The 19,944-nt window shown below is 63.3% G+C and carries 20 protein-coding genes; 13 read left to right on the forward strand and 7 right to left on the reverse strand.

Annotated elements, in window-relative coordinates; translation table 11 throughout:
• Position 1: 1 nt before the first annotated feature.
• Positions 2–3,400: an efflux RND transporter permease subunit gene (locus AB4X18_RS13260; protein WP_432816687.1), complete on the forward strand. Its 3,399-nt coding sequence runs from the start codon at positions 2–4 to the stop codon at positions 3,398–3,400.
• 3 nt (positions 3,401–3,403) lie between these two features.
• Here the strand turns inward: AB4X18_RS13260 and AB4X18_RS13265 are convergent, their stop codons facing one another.
• Positions 3,404–4,210 carry a protein-disulfide reductase DsbD domain-containing protein gene (locus AB4X18_RS13265; RefSeq protein ID WP_432816688.1) on the reverse strand — a complete coding sequence of 269 codons (807 nt, stop codon included), beginning with the start codon at positions 4,208–4,210 and terminating at the stop codon, positions 3,404–3,406.
• Between the two features lie 161 nt (positions 4,211–4,371).
• Between AB4X18_RS13265 and AB4X18_RS13270 the strand changes: the two genes are divergently transcribed.
• Positions 4,372–4,926 carry a YqgE/AlgH family protein gene (locus tag AB4X18_RS13270; RefSeq protein ID WP_370400534.1) on the forward strand — a complete coding sequence of 185 codons (555 nt, stop codon included), beginning with the start codon at positions 4,372–4,374 and terminating at the stop codon, positions 4,924–4,926.
• Here the strand turns inward: AB4X18_RS13270 and AB4X18_RS13275 are convergent.
• Positions 4,923–5,867 carry an L-threonylcarbamoyladenylate synthase gene (locus tag AB4X18_RS13275; RefSeq protein WP_370400535.1) on the reverse strand — a complete coding sequence of 315 codons (945 nt, stop codon included), beginning with the start codon at positions 5,865–5,867 and terminating at the stop codon, positions 4,923–4,925. The genes AB4X18_RS13270 and AB4X18_RS13275 overlap by 4 nt on opposite strands.
• A gap of 136 nt (positions 5,868–6,003) precedes the next feature.
• On the opposite strand from AB4X18_RS13275, the gene AB4X18_RS13280 reads away from it, so the two are divergent.
• From AB4X18_RS13280 to AB4X18_RS13300, 5 genes are all read left to right on the forward strand, one after another.
• Positions 6,004–7,716: an acyl-CoA dehydrogenase gene (locus tag AB4X18_RS13280; RefSeq protein WP_370400536.1), complete on the forward strand. Its 1,713-nt coding sequence runs from the start codon at positions 6,004–6,006 to the stop codon at positions 7,714–7,716.
• Positions 7,716–8,780: an MBL fold metallo-hydrolase gene (locus AB4X18_RS13285; RefSeq protein WP_432816689.1), complete on the forward strand. Its 1,065-nt coding sequence runs from the start codon at positions 7,716–7,718 to the stop codon at positions 8,778–8,780. The genes AB4X18_RS13280 and AB4X18_RS13285 overlap by 1 nt, the downstream gene beginning before the upstream one ends.
• Positions 8,773–9,243 (forward strand): DUF6173 family protein, encoded by a 471-nt coding sequence (locus AB4X18_RS13290; RefSeq protein WP_432816690.1) that lies wholly within the window; start codon positions 8,773–8,775, stop codon positions 9,241–9,243. The genes AB4X18_RS13285 and AB4X18_RS13290 overlap by 8 nt, the downstream gene beginning before the upstream one ends.
• Before the next feature lie 81 nt (positions 9,244–9,324).
• On the forward strand, positions 9,325–9,459 hold the full coding sequence (locus AB4X18_RS13295; RefSeq protein ID WP_432816691.1) for an aa3-type cytochrome c oxidase subunit IV: 135 nt from the start codon (positions 9,325–9,327) through the stop codon (positions 9,457–9,459).
• A gap of 33 nt (positions 9,460–9,492) precedes the next feature.
• Positions 9,493–10,104 (forward strand): hypothetical protein, encoded by a 612-nt coding sequence (locus AB4X18_RS13300; protein WP_432816692.1) that lies wholly within the window; start codon positions 9,493–9,495, stop codon positions 10,102–10,104.
• 3 nt (positions 10,105–10,107) lie between these two features.
• On the opposite strand, the gene AB4X18_RS13305 is transcribed toward AB4X18_RS13300, so the two are convergent.
• Positions 10,108–10,434: an AzlD domain-containing protein gene (locus AB4X18_RS13305; RefSeq protein ID WP_370400539.1), complete on the reverse strand. Its 327-nt coding sequence runs from the start codon at positions 10,432–10,434 to the stop codon at positions 10,108–10,110.
• Positions 10,431–11,153, reverse strand: coding sequence for an AzlC family ABC transporter permease (locus AB4X18_RS13310; protein ID WP_370400540.1), 723 nt, complete (start codon positions 11,151–11,153; stop codon positions 10,431–10,433). The genes AB4X18_RS13305 and AB4X18_RS13310 overlap by 4 nt, the downstream gene beginning before the upstream one ends.
• 47 nt (positions 11,154–11,200) lie before the next feature.
• On the opposite strand from AB4X18_RS13310, the gene AB4X18_RS13315 reads away from it, so the two are divergent.
• The 4 genes from AB4X18_RS13315 to AB4X18_RS13330 are packed head-to-tail and all read left to right on the forward strand — an operon-like array spanning position 11,201 to position 15,286.
• Complete coding sequence (locus tag AB4X18_RS13315; RefSeq protein WP_432817422.1) at positions 11,201–12,088, forward strand: formate dehydrogenase accessory sulfurtransferase FdhD; 888 nt, start codon at positions 11,201–11,203, stop codon at positions 12,086–12,088.
• The gene (gene mobA, locus AB4X18_RS13320; protein WP_370400541.1) at positions 12,085–12,687 is read left to right on the forward strand and encodes a molybdenum cofactor guanylyltransferase MobA; all 603 of its coding nucleotides are present in this window, start codon (positions 12,085–12,087) and stop codon (positions 12,685–12,687) included. Before AB4X18_RS13315 ends, mobA begins: the two co-directional genes overlap by 4 nt.
• Positions 12,684–13,175, forward strand: a complete 492-nt coding sequence (gene mobB, locus AB4X18_RS13325) for a molybdopterin-guanine dinucleotide biosynthesis protein B (protein WP_370400542.1) — start codon at positions 12,684–12,686, stop codon at positions 13,173–13,175. Before mobA ends, mobB begins: the two co-directional genes overlap by 4 nt.
• Entirely contained in the window at positions 13,172–15,286 is a 2,115-nt protein-coding gene (locus AB4X18_RS13330; RefSeq protein ID WP_432816693.1) for a molybdenum cofactor synthesis domain-containing protein, read from the forward strand. Before mobB ends, AB4X18_RS13330 begins: the two co-directional genes overlap by 4 nt.
• Here the strand turns inward: AB4X18_RS13330 and AB4X18_RS13335 are convergent.
• From AB4X18_RS13335 to AB4X18_RS13345, 3 genes are all read right to left on the reverse strand, one after another.
• Positions 15,283–16,365, reverse strand: coding sequence for a hypothetical protein (locus tag AB4X18_RS13335; protein ID WP_370400543.1), 1,083 nt, complete (start codon positions 16,363–16,365; stop codon positions 15,283–15,285). The two genes, AB4X18_RS13330 and AB4X18_RS13335, sit on opposite strands and share 4 nt — an antisense overlap.
• A gap of 22 nt (positions 16,366–16,387) precedes the next feature.
• A complete protein-coding gene (greA, locus tag AB4X18_RS13340) occupies positions 16,388–16,858 on the reverse strand; it encodes a transcription elongation factor GreA (RefSeq protein ID WP_370400544.1) in 471 nt (156 codons plus the stop codon).
• A gap of 377 nt (positions 16,859–17,235) precedes the next feature.
• The gene (locus AB4X18_RS13345) at positions 17,236–17,625 is read right to left on the reverse strand and encodes a VOC family protein (RefSeq protein WP_370400545.1); all 390 of its coding nucleotides are present in this window, start codon (positions 17,623–17,625) and stop codon (positions 17,236–17,238) included.
• A gap of 90 nt (positions 17,626–17,715) precedes the next feature.
• Here AB4X18_RS13345 and soxR point away from each other — a divergent pair, with 90 nt between their 5' ends.
• Positions 17,716–18,174 carry a redox-sensitive transcriptional activator SoxR gene (gene soxR / locus AB4X18_RS13350; RefSeq protein WP_370400546.1) on the forward strand — a complete coding sequence of 153 codons (459 nt, stop codon included), beginning with the start codon at positions 17,716–17,718 and terminating at the stop codon, positions 18,172–18,174.
• Between the two features lie 115 nt (positions 18,175–18,289).
• Positions 18,290–19,939, forward strand: a complete 1,650-nt coding sequence (locus tag AB4X18_RS13355; RefSeq protein ID WP_432816694.1) for a 4Fe-4S dicluster domain-containing protein — start codon at positions 18,290–18,292, stop codon at positions 19,937–19,939.
• The last annotated feature ends 5 nt before the right edge of the window (positions 19,940–19,944 follow it).

Genomic DNA, 19,944 nt, shown 5'->3' on the forward strand with positions numbered 1-19,944 from the left:
CGTGGTGCGCCAGATCCCCGGTGCGGCGGGCGGTATCCTGTCCTACTTCGTGCGTCATCGGACGGCGGCCAACCTGCTGTTGGTCATGCTGCTGGTCGCGGGTGCCGCCGCGATCCCCAACATGCGGGCGCAGTTCTTTCCTGATGTGATCCTCGACAACGTGACTGTGACGACAGTCTGGGAGGGGGCAGGCGCCGAAGACGTCGACAGCGCCATCGTGCAGGTGCTTGAACCCGCGCTGCTGGCCGTCGAGGGGGTTGAAAGCACCGAAAGCACCTCCCGCGAGGGGCGCGCGGTGATCTCGCTTGAATTTGATCCCGGCTGGGACATGGCGCGCGCGGCCAACGACGTGCAGACCGCGGTGGACGTCATCACCACCCTGCCGACCGAAGCCGAAGAACCCGAAGTCAAGCGCGGTGCGTGGCGCGACCGGGTCACCGACGTGGTGATCACCGGTCCCGTCGCCCCCGCGCAACTGGGCCGCTTTGCCGATGAATTTGTCACGCGTCTGTTCGCCGTGGGGGTCACCCGCACCACCATTCAGGGCGTCGCCGCGCCGCAGACACTGGTGGAGGTCCCTTCAACCCAGTTGATCGCCTATGACATCACCATGGCGGAAATCGCTGCCGTCATCGCCGAAGAAGTGGACGCGGACCCCGCAGGCGATGTGTCCGGTGCAAACGCGCGGGTACGCACGGGCGTCGCCAAACGCTCCCCCCAACAGATTGCGGAGATCGTGCTGCGGTCCAATCCGGACGGCTCCAAGCTGCGGGTGGGTGACATTGCGCGGGTGATCGACGAAGGCGTGGACCGGGACCGCAGCTTTTTCGTCGGCACTGATCCGGCCATGTCCGTGCGCGTCGACCGCTCCAACGAAGGGGACGCGATTGCCATTCAGGAAAAGGTTGAGGACGTCGCAGCGGAGCTGGAGGCGAGCCTGCCTGCCGCCGTCACCCTTGAACTGATCCGCACCCGCGCCGCGGCAATCACCGGGCGTCTTGATTTGCTGATCGACAATGGGCTGACAGGGCTTGGGCTGGTGGTGTGCTTGCTGTTTCTGTTCCTCAACGCGCGCACCGCGTTCTGGGTCGCGGCGGGCATACCGGTTGCGATGGGCGCGGCGATTGCGCTGATGTATGCGGCGGGGATCACGCTGAACATGATTTCCCTGTTCGGGTTGATCATCACGCTGGGGATCGTGGTGGATGATGCAATCGTGGTGGGCGAACACGCCGACCACCGGTTCCGGATGGGCGAAACCCCCATGCAGGCGGCGGAGAACGCCGCGCGCCGCATGGCCATGCCGGTCTTTGCCGCCACATTGACCACGGTCATTGCCTTCTTCGGATTGGTGGCCGTGGGAGGACGCTTTGGCGACCTGATCCAGGACATTCCGTTCACCGTGATCGCAGTCCTGTTGGCCAGTCTGGTGGAATGCTTCCTGATCCTGCCCAACCACATGGCCCACGCAATGAAAGCACAGGCCAAGCAACACTGGTACGACATGCCAAGCCGCGTGGTGAACAAGGGTTTCGTCTGGATGCGGGAGACGCTGTTCCGGCCTTTCATGGCCGGGGTGATTGCCGCGCGGTACGCCGTGCTGGCGGGGGCGGTGGCGGTTTTGGCCAGTCAGGTCGCGCTTTTCATCGCGGGCGATGTGCAATGGCGGTTCTTCAACGCGCCGGAACGCGGGTCGGTGACGGGCAACTTCATCATGGCCGAAGGTGCCACGCGCTCCGACACGCTTGAAATGATGCGCAACATGCAGCGCGCGACTGAGGAGTTGGGCGCGCAGTACGAGGCCGAACATGGCCGCAACCCGATTGACTATGTCATCGCACAGGTCGGCGGCAACGCGGGCTGGGGGCTTGCGGGCGCCGATACCAAGGATGCCGATCTGCTGGGCGGGATTTCCATCGAACTCATCGACGCGGATCTGCGCCCCTATTCCAGCTTTGCCTTCGTTGCCGACCTTCAGGATCAGGTGATCAGCCATCCACTGGTTGAGACAGTCACCTTTCGTGGATGGCGCTCCGGGCCGGGTGGTGATGCGCTGGACGTGCAGTTCTACGGGGCGGACACAGATACGCTCAAGGCCGCATCCGAAGACCTGCAGGAAGCGATGCGGCAGTATCCGGAAGTCAGCGCAGTGCAGGACAATCTGGCCTACGACAAGGAGGAGTTGATCCTTGACTTGACCCCGCAGGGTCAGGCGCTGGGCTTTACCATCGACACGCTGGGCCGGGCGCTGCGCAACCGTCTAGGCGGGATCGAGGCTGCGACCTATCCTGATGGTCCACGCTCCGCCGCGATCCGGGTGGAACTGCCCGAAGGAGAGTTGACGGCGGATTTCCTCGACCGGACCCAGATGCGCAGCCCCGAAGGCATCTACGTGCCGCTGGCAGATATCGTCAGCGTTGAGCGGCGAACGGGATTTTCCACCGTGCGGCGGGAAAATGGCGTGCGCCTGATTTCTGTCACCGGGGACATTTCCGAAGACGATCCGGCGCGCGCAACGGCCATCGGGGAGGCGTTGCAGGAAGACATCCTGCCGCGCATTGCCTCCGAACGTCAGGTCGAATTTCGCCTGTCCGGCCTGAGCGAGCAGGAGGATGAATTCCTGCGCGATTCGCTCACCGGGCTGATTCTGTGTCTGACGGGCATCTACCTTGTCCTCGCTTGGGTCTTCAGCAGCTGGACGCGGCCCTTCGTGGTGATGGCGATCATCCCCTTCGGACTGGTCGGCACGATCTATGGCCATGCGCTTTGGGATGTCCCGCTGAGCATGTTCACGGTGGTGGGTCTGCTGGGCATGACGGGTATCATCATCAACGATTCCATCGTGCTGGTCACGACGATCGACGAACATGCCGAAACGCGCGGCCTGATCCCGTCGATCATCGAAGGGGCGGTGGACCGGTTGCGCCCGGTGATGCTGACCACGATGACAACGGTGCTGGGCATGGCCCCGCTTTTGTACGAGCAAAGCCAGCAGGCGCAGTTCCTCAAGCCGACGGTGATCACGTTGGTCTACGGTCTGGGGTTTGGCATGATTCTGGTGCTGCTGGTGGTGCCTGCACTGGTGGCGGTGCAGCATGACATGGCGCGGCAGGTGGCGGCAATGCGACGTGGGCTGCGCGCGCCGGTCGGGCGGCTGCGGTTCGGGCTTTATGCGCTTTGGGCAGCAGTTGCGGGTTGGGGGGCGCTGACCTTGGGCTGGGCCTTGTGGCAAGGTGCGCTGCACCCGGTGTTGACCGCGCAGATGCCCGCACTGGCTGAACGCGCCGCCGCGCCCGCGGCGCTGGTGCTGTTCGTTGCAGGGGCGGCGGTGATTGCGTTTCTGGGTTACGTTGCGGGTGCGGTGTCTTTCGCGCTGACTGCGCGTCGCGGCGCTGTCTGAGGCTTACCCCGGTGCACAGCCGACAATCTCAACCGCGTGGTTCTGACCCAGCACGGTGATGGTGATTTCAGACCGGTCCAGCGCCACCGCGCCACCGTTATGGGCGGACAGATCCCCAACCGCGACCAGTTCGCTGCCGCGACGCTTGGTGTCTGTTTCGCTCATCCACAGGTCCGGCTGGCCGGGTTCGATGACCACCACTTCGCGCCCGCCCGCGTGCGGCAGGTTCAACCGCGCTTCGATCTCAAGCCCGGTGGCATTGGGACGCAGCGCGCAATCGGCCTGCCGCACCCCCGCTTCGCGGGCGGTATAGGGACGTGCGGCCAAGGCTGCGGCGATGGCAGGCGTTGGGGTTGTGCTGCTGCCCGAAAGCAGTGAGGCAACGCTGAGCTGTGCAGGGATGCAGATATCGCGGCACACCCCGATGTCCAGCGCGGCGGTCAGCTCAATCGGCTGGCTTGGGTTGTGCGGGACCAAAGTCAGCGGCAGGACAAGCACATCCTTGTAGCCAATGGTGCGCAGGCCGCCTTCGCGGAACACCGATGGTGCGGGCCATGTCAGACCCACAGCCGCCAGATTGCGGGAGCCGGTCCAGTCGAACTGCGGCGGGATGCCGGTGTCGCCCGGCGCGCGCCAATAGGTCTTCCAACCCGGCGCCAGCGTCAGGCGCAGGGCGGCGACCCTCTTGCCGTCTGCGCGCACCCAGCCGGGAATGATATCCGCCTGCACGGCATCCGCAGGCACGGTTTGCGCAGATGCAGGTGCGCCAAGACCAAGGAAAAGAAGGGCTGCAAGGGTCAGGGATTTCATCATACTTCTGTAAATGGGGCATCGCGGCCATCCTGCCAAGTCACGATTGGGTCAGCCATGTTTCGCAGATCATCCAACGCAGCCCTTGTCAGGTCCCATCGGCCTGTGCATCCTCTGGTTATCATTTCAGGCCGCCCTTGACCTATTGGAGATGACGTTTCGTGGACCTCACGGGAAAACTGCTGATTGCAATGCCGGGGATGGGGGATCCCCGTTTTGCCCACGCGGTGATCATGCTGGCGGATCATTCCGACAAGGGCGCAATGGGGCTGATGGTCAACAAACCGGCGGAGGAACTGATGCTGTCGGACGTGCTGGATCAGCTTGACAGCGATGTCATTCCACAACCGGGGACCCTTGGCGTTCATATCGGCGGCCCGGTGGAAACGGGGCGTGGTTTCGTGCTGCATTCGGACGAGTACAAATCAGCCATGCAGACCATGCCGATATCACCGGGTTTTGCCGTCACGGCGACGCTGGATATCCTCGAAGACATTGCCGCAGGCAAGGGGCCGCGTCGGGCGCAGTTGATGCTTGGATATGCCGGCTGGGGGCCGCTGCAGCTGGAAGGGGAGATCGGCCGCAACGGCTGGTTGACCTGCGACGCCAGCGAAAAGCTGGTCTTCGGACTGCCGGATGAGAAGAAATGGAGTGCGGCGCTCAATTCCATCGGGATCGATCCGCTGGGGCTTTCGGCGGCCGCCGGGCGCGCCTAGTCGCGCGGGGCGGCGGCCCGGCGCAGACGGTCATTTATGGCAAGGCCCAGTCCGGTTTCCGGGATCGGGGCCACGGCAATCGCCGCACCCGTTGCATCAAGGCGGTGCAGATATTCGAACAGGTTCGCCGCAGCCTCTGCCAGATCGCCTGATGGCGACAGGTTCAGATCGCAGTCCATCGGACCAAAGCCCAGATGCACCTCCGCACCGCGCGCTGTGGTCGCGTTCAGCCGAACGGAGGCTTCGGGGGCATAGTGCGATGCCAATTGGCCCGGCGCGATAATCTCGGCGCCGTCGTCCACCGCCAGCGGCGCGCCAAGGACGGCTTCGATCTCTTCCGCGGCAACCCCGCCTGCGCGCAGCAACACGGGCGTCGGACCGGCAAGACCCACGATGGTACTTTCCAATCCGACGGGGCAGGGTCCGTCATCCAGCACGGCGGCGATGCGGCCACCCAGTCCGGCCAGAACATGCGCCGCAGTGGTTGCCGATATCCGGCCTGATGGGTTCGCCGATGGCGCGGCAAGCGGCCCGCCGAAGGCGCGCAGCAAACGCTGTGCCGCCGGATGCCGCGGCACCCGCAACGCCACCGTATCCAATCCGGCCGTGACCAGCGACGACAACCCATGTCCGGGCACCAGCGGCAGAACCATCGTCAGCGGACCGGGCCAGAACGCACGGGCCAGCGTTTCGGCGGGGGCGTTCCATACCCCGAATGTGCGCGCCATTGCCGCATCCGCACAATGTACGATCAGCGGGTTGAAACTGGGCCGCCCCTTGGCCTGATAGATGCCCGCGACCGCCTTGCCATTGCGCGCGTCCGCCCCGAGCCCGTAGACTGTCTCTGTCGGAAAGGACACCAGTGCGCCCGCCGCAAGAAGTCCTGCGGCAGTTGCAATGCCGTCGGCATCGGGCTTTAGGACTTCGGTCTTCAGGGTCATCTCGTTCTCGTGACGCCGCGTTCAGGTTGCGGGTGAGCGGGGCGCGTTCCATGGTTGGCATTCCTGCCAGACGCCCATATCAGGGCGCGGCGTGGCTTGCCAAGCGGCGATGACCGAAGCCCGAGAAGGAGAAACCATGTCGTATCGTGCCCCTGTTGAAGACTTCAGTTTTCTGTTTGATCACGTGATTGATGTTGCCGCCCTGCGCGCGACGGACCGCTTCGCGGATGCCTCTGCGGATGTGACGCAGGCGATCCTGCTGGAAGCAGGCAAAATGTGTGATGAGGTGCTGGCCCCCTTGCAGCGCAACGGGGACCTGACGCCTGCGCGGCTGGAAAACGGCGTGGTGCGCACCTCGCCGGGATATGATGAAGGGTACAAGGCGATTGCCGACGGCGGCTGGATCGGCATGGCCGCCTCAGAAGAGGCCGGCGGTATGGCGCTGCCGATGACGCTGACGACTGCGGTGAACGAGATGATGAGCGGCGCGTGCCTGTCGCTGCAGCTTGCCCCACTGATGAGCCAGGGCCAGATCGAGGCGCTGGAGCATCACGCGAGCGATCAGTTGAAAGAGACCTATCTGCCGAAACTGGTCAGTGGCGAATGGACCGGCACGATGAACCTGACGGAGCCGCAGGCGGGATCGGATGTGGGCGCGCTGACCACGCGCGCGGAGCCGCAGAGTGATGGCACCTATGCGGTGACGGGTCAGAAGATCTATATCAGTTGGGGCGATCATGATCTGGCGGGCAACGTCTGCCATCTGGTGCTGGCGCGCATTCCGGGCGCGCCTGCGGGCACCAAGGGGATCAGCCTGTTCCTGGTGCCGAAATTCATCCCCGATGCCAACGGCAACCCCGGCAAGCGCAATGGGGTCAGCGTCGTCAGCCTTGAACACAAGATGGGCCTGCACGGCTCTCCCACTGCGGTGATGCAATATGACGCCGCTACCGGCTGGCTGGTTGGGCCGGAACAGGGCGGCATGGCGGCGATGTTCACCATGATGAACAACGCCCGCCTTGGTGTCGGCACGCAAGGTGTGGGGGTGGCGCAGGCCGCTTATGAACACGCGCTGGATTATGCGCTGGACCGCAAGCAGGGGCGCACGGGGCGCGATGGCACGGGGACCATCGTGGATCATGCGGATGTGCGACGGATGCTGATCACCATGAAGGCCGATATTTTTGCCGCCCGCGCCATCGCGCTGTCGTGTGCGCAAGCCATCGACATGGCGACAGCCACCGACGATCCGCAATGGCAGGCCCGTGCGGCGTTGCTGACCCCCATTGCCAAGGCCTTTGGCACCGATACCGGCATTGCTGTCAGTGAAATGGGCCTGCAAGTGCACGGCGGCATGGGCTTTATCGAGGAAACGGGGGCGGCGCAGTTCAGCCGCGATGTCCGCGTCACGGCGATCTACGAGGGCACCAACGGCATTCAGGCGATGGACCTTGTCGCCCGCAAGATGATGGACGGAGGCGAAGCCGCCACACGTCTGCTTGATGAAATACAAACCGATGCCGAAGCGGCGCGGACGACCAATCCCAACATGGCCGACGCGGTCTGGCAGGCCGTCGAAACCATGCGCGAGGCAACCGAATGGCTGGTCGCGCAGGACGAACTGAACACCCGCTTTGCCGGAGCCGTGCCCTATCTGCACGCCTTCGCGCGGGTACTGGGCGGGCATTACCATCTCAAGGCGGCGCGGGCCGACAAGGGCGGCACCCGTGAGGTCATCGCGCGCTTCTACATCCAGCGGCTGTTGCCGGAACACGCCAGCCTGCTGGCCCACGCCCAGGCAGGCGAGGCCGACCTTTTTGCCCTCACGCCAGAAGAATTGGCGGTCTGATGCGGGATATTGCACCAGAGGGCCTCCGCTATCCGTGGGACACGCCGCCGGCGCATGGCACCGAAGCGGTTGAACTTGCCCCCGGCGTGCTGTGGCTGCGCTTTCCGCTGCCGATGAAGCTGGATCACGTGAATATCTATGCGCTGGATGACGGCGACAGCTGGACCGTGATTGACACCGGATTCGCATCGAAGAAATCAAAGGCGATCTGGGCCGAGGTGATGGCCGGCCCGCTGGGCGGCAAGCCGGTTTCGCGCGTGGTGGTCACCCATCACCATCCCGATCACGTTGGCCTTGCAGGGTGGTTCCAGACAGAGCACGGTGCCGAATTGGTCACCACCCGGACCGCATGGCTGACCGCGCGGATGCTGACGCTGGATGAACAACACACCGCGTCCCCCGAAGCGCTGACGTTTTATGAACGCGCGGGCATGGCACCCGATCTGCTGGAAAAACGCCGCGCCGAACGCCCGTTCAATTTCTCCGATGTCGTTGCCCCGCTGCCCGTGGGGTTCACCCGGATCGGGCAGGATGATCAGATCACCATGGGCGGGCGCGTCTGGGATGTGCACATCGGCAATGGCCACGCCCCCGAACACGCCACCTTCTGGAGCCGCGATGACAATCTGGTGATCGCCGGGGACCAGATCCTGTCGTCGATCAGCCCCAACATCGGGGTCTACCCGACCGAACCGATGGCCGACCCCATCGGTGACTGGCTGGAAGCCTGCGAACGTCTGGCGCTGCTGGCAGAGCCCGACCACCTTGTCCTCGGCGGGCACAAATTACCCTTCACAGGGTTGCCCAAACGCATGCAGCAACTGATCGAGAACCACCATGGGGGCTTGCGCCGGCTGCTTGACCATATCGACACACCCAAATCCGCGTCGGAATGTTTTGCGCCGCTTTTCAAGCGCACCATTGGTGAAGGGGAATACGGTCTGGCCCTGGTGGAAGCGGTCGCACACCTCAGCCACCTTTACCAGACAGGTCTTGCAAGCCGTGAACTGCGCGAAGAAGATGGCGCGTGGGTATACCAACGCAGGGACCGGAGTGATGAGTGAACCGATCAAAACCGCCGCGGAAGCGGCAGAGGCGGACGTGCTGCCGCGCATGTATGAGGTCCATTGCGACCCCGATCAGCGCAGCGCCTGTGATCAGGAAGTGCCCGAAGCTGTGACCCGAAAGCCCGCCGCACAGAAATCCCCTGCACAATGGGCTTACGAGCGGGTCGTGCTGTACCTCAAGAATTTCGAGGAACAGCTTGATAACGATCACGAGATTGCCATGGGCTTCACCGGCGGGGACGCAGGTGTGCTTCGGATCGAGGGGATGGGGTATTTTGATCCGGACATCGTGACCTTCTATGGCAGTGATCCCGCGGGTGGCAAAACGCAGCTTGTCCAGCACGTCAGTCAGCTGAATGTCATGCTGCGCGCGCTGCCCAAGCAGGTCAGCGCCGCCGCTCCCCGGCGCATTGGCTTCCGGCTGGTCGAGGACATGGAAAAAGCACAGGAAAAAAGTTGATGTTACTGCGCGTTTTGACCGCGTGACAGCGTGCATTGCTTGGTGTACCAAACGCCAACACAAAAACGAGGGACACTACTCATGGCCGATCACGAACATGGCAGCATGGACTACACAACACAGCAAAAGACCTTTGACGGCTTCGTCGGATGGGTCACGAAATCAGTTATCGTGATCCTGATTTTGCTGGTGGCAATGGCGATCTTCATTCGCTGACAGTGCCACACCTTTTTCGGAGACCTTGATTTGATGCGCTTGTTAACTGGTATGGCCGTTGCGGCCGTTCTTGCGGGCTGTGCCGCAGACCAAAACCCTGACAGTTCCGATATTGAGGTCGCCGCGGCGGCCTTCGTGGCATCCGGCCCGCCGTCCATGACGCTGGTCACCGTGGTCAACAACCGCACTGGCGCGGGGGGCCACACCGCGCTGGTGGTCAACGGTTCCCAGCAGGTGATCTTTGATCCGGCAGGTTCCTTCCGCGACCCTCGGGTGGTCGAAAAAGGCGATGTGCTTTACGGGATGACGCCCGGCTGGGTGCAGGCGTTCAAATCCGCGCACGCCCGCACGACTCATCATGTTGTCAGCCAGACCGTCACCGTGACACAGGCGCAGGCGGAAGAAGCCTTGCGGCTGGTGCGCAGCAACGGGTCGGTGGCCGGTGCCTATTGTGCCAACATCACATCCGGCATCCTTTCTGAGGTTGATGGCTTCGAAGGGATCTCGCGCACCTTCTATCCGGTCAAGCTGATGGATCAATTCGCCGCCTACCCGAATGTGCGTACCCAGAAATACTATGAGAACGACGAAGGGGATGTGATTGATGCCGTCACCGCCTCTCAACTGGCGAGTTCGGCGGGCTGAGCGCTAACCTAACAGGTACAAAAGCCCGTAAAGGGTCACGGCCCCCGACAGGATGGCGGCCAGCACATTCTTGGTCAGCAACCCCACGGTCAAGGTCGCCACTGCCGCACTCAGGCGGGCCGGATCGACATGTCCGCCGGTCGCTGCGGGCCACAGTACTTGCGGCGCTACAAGCGCAGGCAGGATGGCCACCGCCGTATAGCGCAGATGCCGCAGGACCCAATCCGGCATGGTGCGGTTGCCCACCAACCCGGTAAACATGAAGCGCAGCATGAAACTGCCCAACCCCAGCCCGAAGATCACGATCCAAAGCGTCGACTGCTCAATCACTGTTCGACCTCCGCCAGTCGCCGTGCCAGCCAAAGTTCAACCTGTGCCCCGGCCATCATGCCGGCGACCCCGGCGATGATCAGGCCCAGCGAATAGGGCACGCCGACACACATCAGGCTGACCACCACCGCGACAAGGGCCGCCACCACATGCGCCAAGGTGCGGAACATCGGCGCAATCATCGCCAGAAAGGTGATGGGGATCGCAAAATCCAGCGCCCAGCTGTCAGGCACCTGCGCGCCCAGAAGGGCCCCCAGCAAGGTGAACCCGAACCACAGGGGAATGATCGGCGTGACGCAGCCAAAGAAATACGCCATCCGCTCCGGCACGGTCATCTGTGGCGCGCGTTCGAATTTGGCAATGGAGACGACATAGGTTTGATCGACTGTCACATAGGCCGCCAGCGCACGCTGCCACAGCGGGGCCGCACCGATATAGGGGGTCAGGGAGGCCGAATACATCGCCATCCGCAGGTTCACCGCCAGCGCAGAGGCCAGCACCACGATCGTGGGCGCGTGTTCTACCATCAACTGCAATGCGGTGAACTGTGCCGCCCCGGCGATGACCACGACCGAAAAGGCAAACGCTTCCAGTACGCTCAACCCGGCTTCGGCAGCCAACAGGCCGAAAAGGCTGGCAAAAGGGATGATCACCAGAATAAACGGTGACCCGTCAGCCATGCCTTGAAAATAGACGGATTTCGCTGTGGTGGTGGCCATGGGAACCCCTTAGATTACGCCCATGTCCTAGCGGCAATAGCAGGAGGATACAATTGGCCCAAGACCCCGATCAAAGCGGTTTTCTGATCGCCCCCGATCCCAAGGCACCGCGCCTGACGCGGGTGGTCGAAGGGGTGGATCACACCGGTCAGCGCACCGCGATTTCCGTGGTCGAGGAACGCCCCCTGACGATCTTCCTGAATGCGCAGGAAGTGGTGACCGCGATGACCATCGGGGACTATCCGCAATACCTTGCCCTTGGCTTTCTGCGCAATCAGCACATGCTGCGCCCCGATGATGAAATCACAGGCGTGGATTATGACGAGGAATTGGAAACCGTTGTCGTGCGCACCGCCCGCGCCACCGACTACGAAGACAAGATGCGCCGCAAGACCCGCACGTCCGGCTGTGCCGTGGGCACGGTGTTTGGTGACATGATGGAAGGCTTGGACGATGTCGTGCTGCCCGACTGCCCGGTGCGCACCTCTGATCTTTACGCGCTGGCGGCCCGGATCAACCGCACGCCCAGCCTGTATCTTGAGGCGGGCGCGATCCATGGCACTGTTCTGTGTCAGGGCGCGCAGCCGCTGGTCTACATGGAAGACGTGGGCCGCCACAACGCGGTGGACAAGATTGCCGGCTGGATGATGTCCGAACGGGTAGGGCCCGCGGACAAGGTGCTTTACACGACAGGGCGGCTGACGTCCGAAATGGTCATCAAGACCGCGATGATGGGCATTCCCGTGCTTGCCTCGCGGTCCGGCTTTACCGCCTGGGGGGTGGAGATCGCGCAACAGATCGGCCTGACGCTGATCGGTCGGATGAAGGGGCGGCGGTTCGTCTGCCTGAGCGGCGAAGACCGCCTGATCCGGGATGCAGACCCCGCGCAGGTGGCCGAAGAGCCGCGCAAATCCGGGCGCAAGGGGGCGGTATGAAACAACCGCTCGGCGTGATACTGGCCGGCGGGCAGGCAACCCGCATGGGCGGTGGCGACAAGGGGTTGCTGTTGCTTGGCGGGCAGACATTGCTGACCCGCGTCATCGACCGTCTTGCGCCGCAGGTGGCGGGCCTCGCCTTGAATGCCAATGGCGACCCGGCGCGGTTTGACGCCTATGACCTGCCTGTCCTGCCCGACAGCGTCGACGGCTTTGCAGGCCCGCTTGCCGGGGTGCTGGCGGGGCTCGACTGGGCGGCGAAACAGGGTGCGGAAACCATCGTGACCGCAGCTGCCGACACGCCGTTCTTTCCACCCGATCTGGTGCCGCAGCTCTTGTTGGCCAGCGAAGGCATGGCCCATCCGCTGGTGCTGGCGGCAACGCCGGACCCTGACCGGGGCACGGCCCGCCACCCCACCTTCGGCCTCTGGCCCGTGGCATTGCGTGATGATCTGCGCAGCGCACTGTCGGGCGGGTTGCGCAAGGTGGTTCTGTGGACGGACCGACATGGCGGGCGCACGGCCCTGTTCCCGCAGGAAGAGGCCTTTTTCAACGTGAATACCCCTGCCGATCTGGCGCGGGCGGAAGGGATGTTATGAGGCTCTATGGCGTAACCGGCTGGAAGAACGCGGGAAAAACCGGGCTGATGGAACGTCTGGTGGCCGAGATTGCTGCGCGCGGGCATACCGTCTCCACGGTCAAGCACGCCCACCACTCCTTCGACGTCGATCACCCCGGCAAGGACAGCTATCGCCACCGCCACGCCGGCGCGACCGAAGTCATCCTGTCCTCGCGCAATCGTGTGGCTTTGATGCAGGAATTGCGCGATGCAGACGAACCCACGCTGGCGTCCCTCCTGACCCGGCTGTCGCCTGTCGATCTGGTGCTTGTCGAAGGCTACAAACGCGACAGCCACCCCAAGATAGAAGCGCACCGGGCACAGACCGGGAATCCGCTGATTGCACCGGGCGATCCTTCGATCCGCGCCGTGGCCAGTGATGTTCCGCTTGATCTTGACCGTCCGGTCTTCGATCTTGATGACACCACGGCAATCGCCGATTTCATCCTGTCCGAGGTCGGTCTGTGACCCCCTTCGACACGGTTCTTGTGGCCGACTGGTCCGCCGCCCGGCGTGCCCCTGCAAAGCCGTCGAAAGATGCCATCTGGCTTGGGATCACCCGCCATGGCGTCTCACTTGATCCGGTCTATTGCCGGTCCCGGCTGGAAGCCGAAGCTTGGATCACCGACCTGATCAGGGAAGAGACCGGGGCAGGCCGCCGTTTACTGGCCACGTTCGATTTCCCCTTCGGCTATCCCGCTGGTTTTGCACGCCATGTGACCGGATCCGACGACCCGTTCGCGTTGTGGGATTGGTTCGCGGACCACATAACCGACGCGCCTGACGGTTCGAACAATCGGTTCGAGGTCGCCGAAAAACTCAATGCGCTGTTCGATGGGCCGGGTCCGTTCTGGGGCAAGCTGCACAAGGACCAATGGCCCGGTGTGCCGTATCGCAAGGAAGGCATCCGCTTTGACAGGATTGCGGAAAAGCGGGCCTGTGACAGTGTCGCGCGGGCGGCTTCATCTTGCTTTCAACTGGCCTTTCCGCCGACGGTGGGCGGGCAAGTGATGATGGGCCTGCCGATGCTGTCGCGCTTGCGCCGGGTGCAGGGCGTGCGTGTCTGGCCGTTCGAGGATTGGACAGAGGCCCCGGTGGTGCTGGCGGAAATCTGGCCAGGACTGATCGAGCCCGCCGTCAAGGCGGCGATGGCCGACCTCGGCCCCGGTGCCATCCGTGACCGCGAACAGGTCCGCCTTCTGGCGCAGGCGCTGGCGCATCTGCCCGCCGCCGATCTGCACGCCGCGATGACCGATCTGCCGGATGAAGCGCGCGAGGAAGCCTGGATATTGGCCGCCGAACACCGCGATACCCTGACAACCCTTACCCGGCATCCTCCGTCGCCGCTGCGCAACGATTGCTTTGCCCTGCCACCCGGCGTGCACTGGACCCCGGTGGCAGAGGCGCTTGATCTGTTGCGCGCCCGACTTGCGCCAGTGACCAAGGCCGAAACCGTGGGTCTGGCGGACGCGCTGGGCCGTATCAGTGCCGCGGCGGTCAATGCCGCACGCGCCAATCCACCGCTGCCCAACACGGCCGTCGACGGCTACGGTTTTGCAGGGGGGCGGGATGCGGGCGCACATCAGATGCCTCTGGTACACGGCCGCGCGGCGGCAGGGGATGCACCGGGGGCCGTGCCCGATGGTCACGCCATCCGCGTGCTGACCGGTGCAGCCCTTCCGGAAGGCGTCGATACGGTGATCCTTCAGGAAGATGTGGTGGTGGACAATGGCACAGTCCGCTTTTCCGGCCCGGTCAAATCCGGCGCCAACACCCGGCGCGCGGGCGAAGACAGAAAGATCGGCGATCCCGTCCTGGCCAAGGGGGATCGGATCGGCCCTGCCGAATTGGCGTTGCTGGCCGCAACCGGTGTGGGCGCGGTGCAGGTGCGCCGCCCGTTGCGGGTAGGCGTGCTGTCGACCGGGGATGAATTGGTGCAAGTGGGCGATCAGGCGAGCGCGGGCCAGATATACGACGCCAACCGGCCCATGTTGTTGGGCCTGATCACGCAATTCGGACATCAACCGGTGGATCTGGGCGCGGTGGCCGATGACCGGGCGGCCTTGCGCGCGCGGCTTGACGGTGCAGCACGCACCGTGGATGTCGTGCTGACCAGCGGCGGCGCATCCGCAGGGGACGAAGACCACGTCTCCGCGCTGCTGGAAGAGGCAGGCGCAATGGCGCTGTGGCGCATCGCGATCAAACCGGGGCGGCCCTTGGCGCTGGGGATGTGGGACGGCATGCCGGTCTTCGGCTTGCCGGGCAACCCGGTGGCGGCGATGGTCTGCACGCTGATCTTCGCGCGGCCTGCGCTGGGATTGCTCGCGGGCAGCGGATGGTCGGAACCGCAGGGCTTCACCGTGCCTGCAGGGTTCGCGAAGAACAAGAAAGCGGGCCGCCGCGAATACCTGCGCGCGCGCATCCAGGATGGCCGGGCAGAGGTTTTTGCGTCTGAAGGATCGGGGCGGATATCGGGTCTGGCCTGGGCCGAAGGGCTGGTGGAACTTGCCGAACCCGCCCTGAAGATCGCACCGGGTGACCCGGTGACCTTCGTCCCCTACGGCAGCTTCGGGATCTAATCGAAGGTCCCCGCACAGCGGCCCAGCAGCATGAAGGCGCGTGCGGCGCGGGTGTCGGCAAGGGCTGATATTTCCTCGTCCGATGCGTCCTTTTCAAACACGGCAAAGGTCTTGTCGAAGCGGCGCAGGAAATGGTGCGCGGCATCGCGGAAGATCGGATCCTGCTTCATCCGCGCATTGCTCAGCGCCAGGGACGACCGATCCCGAATGCCCCCAAGCGGTGCAATGGCACGGCCGCGTGCCCCGCCTGCAAACTGCCGCCACACATCGGGCCGCGCCCGGTCGGGCAGCAGATCATCCATATAGATACCGTCTTGCGACAGCAGCGTCAGCACGTCCTGCGCCGCCGTCACCAGTTGTGACGCTTCGCGATCCTTGAGCGCGCGACGCAGCGCGGCAAATCCGACCTCGTCCTCGGCGGTTTCAGGGAAATTCAGCGCGCAGATGAAATCCTCGTTCGACAGGCGCGGTGCCATATCTTCGGCCTGGGTCCCCAGCGCGAGGACGGGCTGATCATCACCCGGCAGGGCAATGGTGTCGGACGCGGCGGGCCCCCGGAGCGCGAGTTCCCGGCGGGTGGTATGAAAGGTGGCAAGGGCGGATTCGGTCTTGCGGGTGGCTGCGGCGATCTCATCCAGCTTGCGCGCCACCGACGGCTCCGTGCGCATGTGCTGGCCCTGCTGCTGAGCGATATAAGCCTGCCGGATGGCGTCAATGGCCGCCTGCAACCGCTGGCTTTCCTCCCGCATCACGCGGCTGGCGCGGGCCGCTGTCGCCGCCACCCATATCATCGCGACCGGCATGAAAATCGCCAGCATCGTCATCAGGAAACGCAAGCCTCGCGTTTCATCACTGGTGGGTTCGGGGCGTGGGACGAACACAAAGAAGATCACCGCCCCCAGCAACCAGACCACGCTGAGACTGATTGCAATGACCTCGATGGAGGTGACCATCTCGTGGCGGGGCTTGTCATAGATGCCCAAGGGCGTCGGACGCGATGCCGCCGCCCCTTGCTGCCGTGCAGAGGCGCTTGTGGTGGAGCGTGGGGGTGCCTCGGAAGGCGATGCGGCATCAGTCATTTGCGTCTCTTTGTCATGCAACTCAGGCATAGACGATCTTGAGGACCTCGTAGGATTTTTCTCCACCCGGTGTGCGGACTTCCACCGAATCCCCTTCCTCCTTGCCGATCAGGGCCCGGGCAATGGGGGATTTGATGTTCAACAGACCTTGTTCGATCTTGGCCTCATATTCGCCCACGATCTGATAGGTCTTTTCCTCGTCGGTGTCTTCATCCACCAGCGTGACCTTCGCGCCGAACTTGATGGCGCCCGAAAGCTTTGCCGGATCAATGACTTCAGCCAGCGAAATCGCGCCTTCAAGCTCCTTGATGCGGCCTTCGATGAAGGACTGCTTTTCCTTGGCGGAATGGTATTCCGCGTTCTCGGACAGGTCGCCATGTTCGCGCGCTTCGGCAATCGCCTTGATGATGGCGGGGCGTTCGACGGTTTTCAGCTCTTTCAGTTCCGTCTCAAGCGCGCTGTGGCCCGCGCGGGTCATCGGTATCTTTTCCATGGGCTCCGTCCGAAAAAGGGGCAGGTTGCGCAGAATGAGTGCGGGCACTGCGGGCAGTCAGGTTGCAGGGTAAGTGACCCAAATCAGGACGGGATTGCAAGGGAAATGGCCGCAGCGGGCGCATGTCTGCGCAAGCTGCTGTCAAAAGGGGCGCTGACGCGCACGACATTCCAGGTGCGGGGGGCAGGCGTGAGCCCCTCACGTCAGGGTTGGGCATGAGGGAAGGGTTTTTTACCTGCTGAGAGGTGCTTGAGGGCGCGATCTGCGCCTCAAGACACCTGTACAAGGGTGGAAGCGATTCCCTGCCGCCTCAAGGACAAGCCGCGCCACGGGCGCGGGGCCTGCGGCCTCCTTGACCCGACAGGGAATCACGAAGGCTACGCGTAGCTGACAACTTCGAATTCGATACCTTCGCCGTCATGGAAGTAAAAGCGGCGGCCCGGTTCATAATCGCCGTGGTTGCTGGTCTCGAAACCATGCGCCTTGATGGCGGTCTCTGCCGCGTCAAGGTCGTCGACGGTGACGGCAAGGTGGTTCAGGCCCGCCACGCGCGTGTAGCTGGACGTGGGATCGGCGACCGCGGTACCGGGATTATAGAGCGCGATATAGCGTTGATCATTGCCCACGTGGATCGTGTATCCGCCGGAAATAGCATCGCCTTGCCAGCGGATGTGCCAGCCAAACAGCTTCTCCATCCAGGCGGCTGTTGCGGCGGGATCACGGACCGTGATGTTGGCGTGTTCAAGTTGCGCTGTGGTGTCGGGCATCGGTTTGGCCTTTCGGATTGTGCTTCGTGTTTTTCCATCGTAATTTCTAAACCTAACTTTAGGTCAAGGTATTTCTAAAAGGATAAAGCGGTGAATGACGGGCTTTCCATCGGGGCGCTGGCGCAGCGGACGGGATTGGCGGTATCGGCCATCCGCTATTACGAGGCGCAAGGGCTGATCAAACCCTGGCGCAACGCGGGCGGGCAGCGCCGGTTCGAACGCGCCGACCTGCGGCGGTTGAGTTTCGTCATGATTGCCCAGCAGTTCGGGTTCACGCTGCCGCAAATCCGGGCGGAGCTTGACCGCTTGCCGGGCGGGCGCACCCCGACCAAGGCCGATTGGGCGCGTATATCCGAAGGCTTCCGCGCGGCGCTGGATGCGCGGATTGCCACGCTGACACGGCTCAGGGACAACCTGGATGGCTGCATCGGTTGCGGCTGTCTGAGCCTTGAGGCCTGCGCGCTGTATAATCCGCGGGACGGGGCGGCAGAGATGGGGCAGGGGCCACGCTATCTGATGGGGGATACGCCAGCCGCCCAAAAGGGCTGATGCCACGGCAAAACCGTACAGACTGCGGCGTTATTACGCGCCGTTCCGATTGCAATGATCCGGCCGCTGGTTTAGCCACGCATGAACCGTTTTTTGCCCGAGGGAGCAGCCTGCCATGGCCGATATTGAACGCGAAGCGATGGAATATGATGTGGTGATCGTGGGCGCGGGGCCTGCGGGCCTGTCCGCGGCGATCCGTCTCAAGCAGTTGGACGCCGACTGCAACGTCGTGGTGCTGGAAAAGGGCTCCGAAGTGGGCGCGCATATCCTGTCGGGCGCTGTTCTGGACCCTTGTGGGCTGGACGCGCTGATCCCCGACTGGAAGGAAAAGGGTGCGCCGCTGAACACCCCCGTGACAGATGACAAGTTCTACATGCTGGGCGAGGCCGGCGCGGTGAAAGTGCCGAATTTCCCGATGCCGCCGCTGATGAACAACCATGGCAACTATATCGTGTCCATGGGCAACGTCTGCCGCTGGATGGCCGAACAGGCCGAGGAGATGGGGGTCGAGATTTTCCCCGGCATGGCCTGTTCCGAGGTGGTCTACGGCGAGAATGGTGAAGTCAAAGGCGTCGTCGCGGGTGAGTTTGGCCGGAACGCGGATGGCTCCATCGGTGACAGCTACGAACCGGGGATGGAACTCCATGGCAAGTACGTGTTCCTGTCCGAAGGCGTGCGCGGCAGCCTCTCCAAGGAGGTGATTGCCAAGTATGAGCTCGACAAGAATTCCGAGCCGCAGAAATACGGCCTTGGGATGAAGGAAATCTGGGAAGTTGACCCGGCAAAGCACAAACCGGGTTCCGTTACGCATACGATGGGCTGGCCGTTGAACAAGAACGCAGGTGGCGGGTCGTTCATCTATCACCTTGAGAACAATCAGGTTTATGTGGGTTTCGTTGTGCACCTGGGCTACAAGAACCCGCATGTTTTCCCCTACATGGAATTCCAGCGCTTCAAGCATCACCCGATGGTCGCCGACCTGCTCAAGGGGGGCAAACGGGTGGCTTATGGCGCGCGGGCGATCACCGAAGGCGGGTATCAGTCGATGCCCAAGATGGTCGCGCCCGGCGTGGCGCTGCTGGGTTGTTCTGTGGGCATGGTCAACCTGCCGCGGATCAAGGGCAACCATAACGCCATGCTGTCCGGCAAGGCCGCGGCAGAGGCGGCGATGGCCGCGATCAAGGCCGACCGCGCCGGTGATGAGCTGAGCGATTACGAGAAAGACGTGCGGGACGGCGCGATTGGCGTCGACCTCAAGAAAGTGCGCAATGTCAAACCCTTGTGGTCAAAATACGGTTTGACCGCATCTTTGGCCATCGGTGGCTTCGACATGTGGTGCAACACGCTTTTCAACTTTTCGCTGCTGGGTACCATGCACCATGGCAAGTCGGACGCCGAGGCGACGGAAAAAGCCTCCAAGCATAAACCCATCGACTATCCCAAACCCGATGGCACGCTCAGCTTTGACCGGCTGACCAACGTGGCATTCTCCTTTACCAATCACGAGGAAAGCCAGCCTGCGCACCTGAAGCTGAAAGACGCCGACATTCCGGTCAAGGTGAACCTGGCTGAATATGCGGGGCCCTCGGCGCGGTACTGTCCGGCGGGGGTGTATGAATTCGTGGGCGAAGGCGCGGACACCAAGTTCCAGATCAACTTCCAGAACTGCGTGCACTGCAAGACCTGCGACATCAAGGACCCCAGCCAGAATATCGTCTGGACCACGCCGCAGGGTGGGGATGGGCCGAATTATCCGAACATGTGATCGGG

The organism is Sulfitobacter rhodophyticola (assembly GCF_041281685.2).
Classification (GTDB): domain Bacteria; phylum Pseudomonadota; class Alphaproteobacteria; order Rhodobacterales; family Rhodobacteraceae; genus Sulfitobacter.

Excerpts from the sequence above, each read along its gene's own strand:
- AB4X18_RS13300 (WP_432816692.1), top strand. The coding sequence starts at position 9,493 with ATGCGCTTGTTAACTGGTATGGCCGTTGCGGCCGTTCTTGCGGGCTGT.
- AB4X18_RS13335 (WP_370400543.1), bottom strand. The coding sequence starts at position 16,365 with ATGACTGATGCCGCATCGCCTTCCGAGGCACCCCCACGCTCCACCACA.
- AB4X18_RS13285 (WP_432816689.1), top strand. The coding sequence starts at position 7,716 with ATGCGGGATATTGCACCAGAGGGCCTCCGCTATCCGTGGGACACGCCG.
- greA (WP_370400544.1), bottom strand. The coding sequence starts at position 16,858 with ATGGAAAAGATACCGATGACCCGCGCGGGCCACAGCGCGCTTGAGACG.
- mobA (WP_370400541.1), top strand. The coding sequence starts at position 12,085 with ATGAAACAACCGCTCGGCGTGATACTGGCCGGCGGGCAGGCAACCCGC.
- AB4X18_RS13280 (WP_370400536.1), top strand. The coding sequence starts at position 6,004 with ATGTCGTATCGTGCCCCTGTTGAAGACTTCAGTTTTCTGTTTGATCAC.
- AB4X18_RS13290 (WP_432816690.1), top strand. The coding sequence starts at position 8,773 with ATGAGTGAACCGATCAAAACCGCCGCGGAAGCGGCAGAGGCGGACGTG.
- AB4X18_RS13355 (WP_432816694.1), top strand. The coding sequence starts at position 18,290 with ATGGCCGATATTGAACGCGAAGCGATGGAATATGATGTGGTGATCGTG.
- AB4X18_RS13310 (WP_370400540.1), bottom strand. The coding sequence starts at position 11,153 with ATGGCCACCACCACAGCGAAATCCGTCTATTTTCAAGGCATGGCTGAC.
- AB4X18_RS13295 (WP_432816691.1), top strand. The coding sequence starts at position 9,325 with ATGGCCGATCACGAACATGGCAGCATGGACTACACAACACAGCAAAAG.
- mobB (WP_370400542.1), top strand. The coding sequence starts at position 12,684 with ATGAGGCTCTATGGCGTAACCGGCTGGAAGAACGCGGGAAAAACCGGG.
- AB4X18_RS13345 (WP_370400545.1), bottom strand. The coding sequence starts at position 17,625 with ATGCCCGACACCACAGCGCAACTTGAACACGCCAACATCACGGTCCGT.
- AB4X18_RS13265 (WP_432816688.1), bottom strand. The coding sequence starts at position 4,210 with ATGAAATCCCTGACCCTTGCAGCCCTTCTTTTCCTTGGTCTTGGCGCA.
- AB4X18_RS13275 (WP_370400535.1), bottom strand. The coding sequence starts at position 5,867 with ATGACCCTGAAGACCGAAGTCCTAAAGCCCGATGCCGACGGCATTGCA.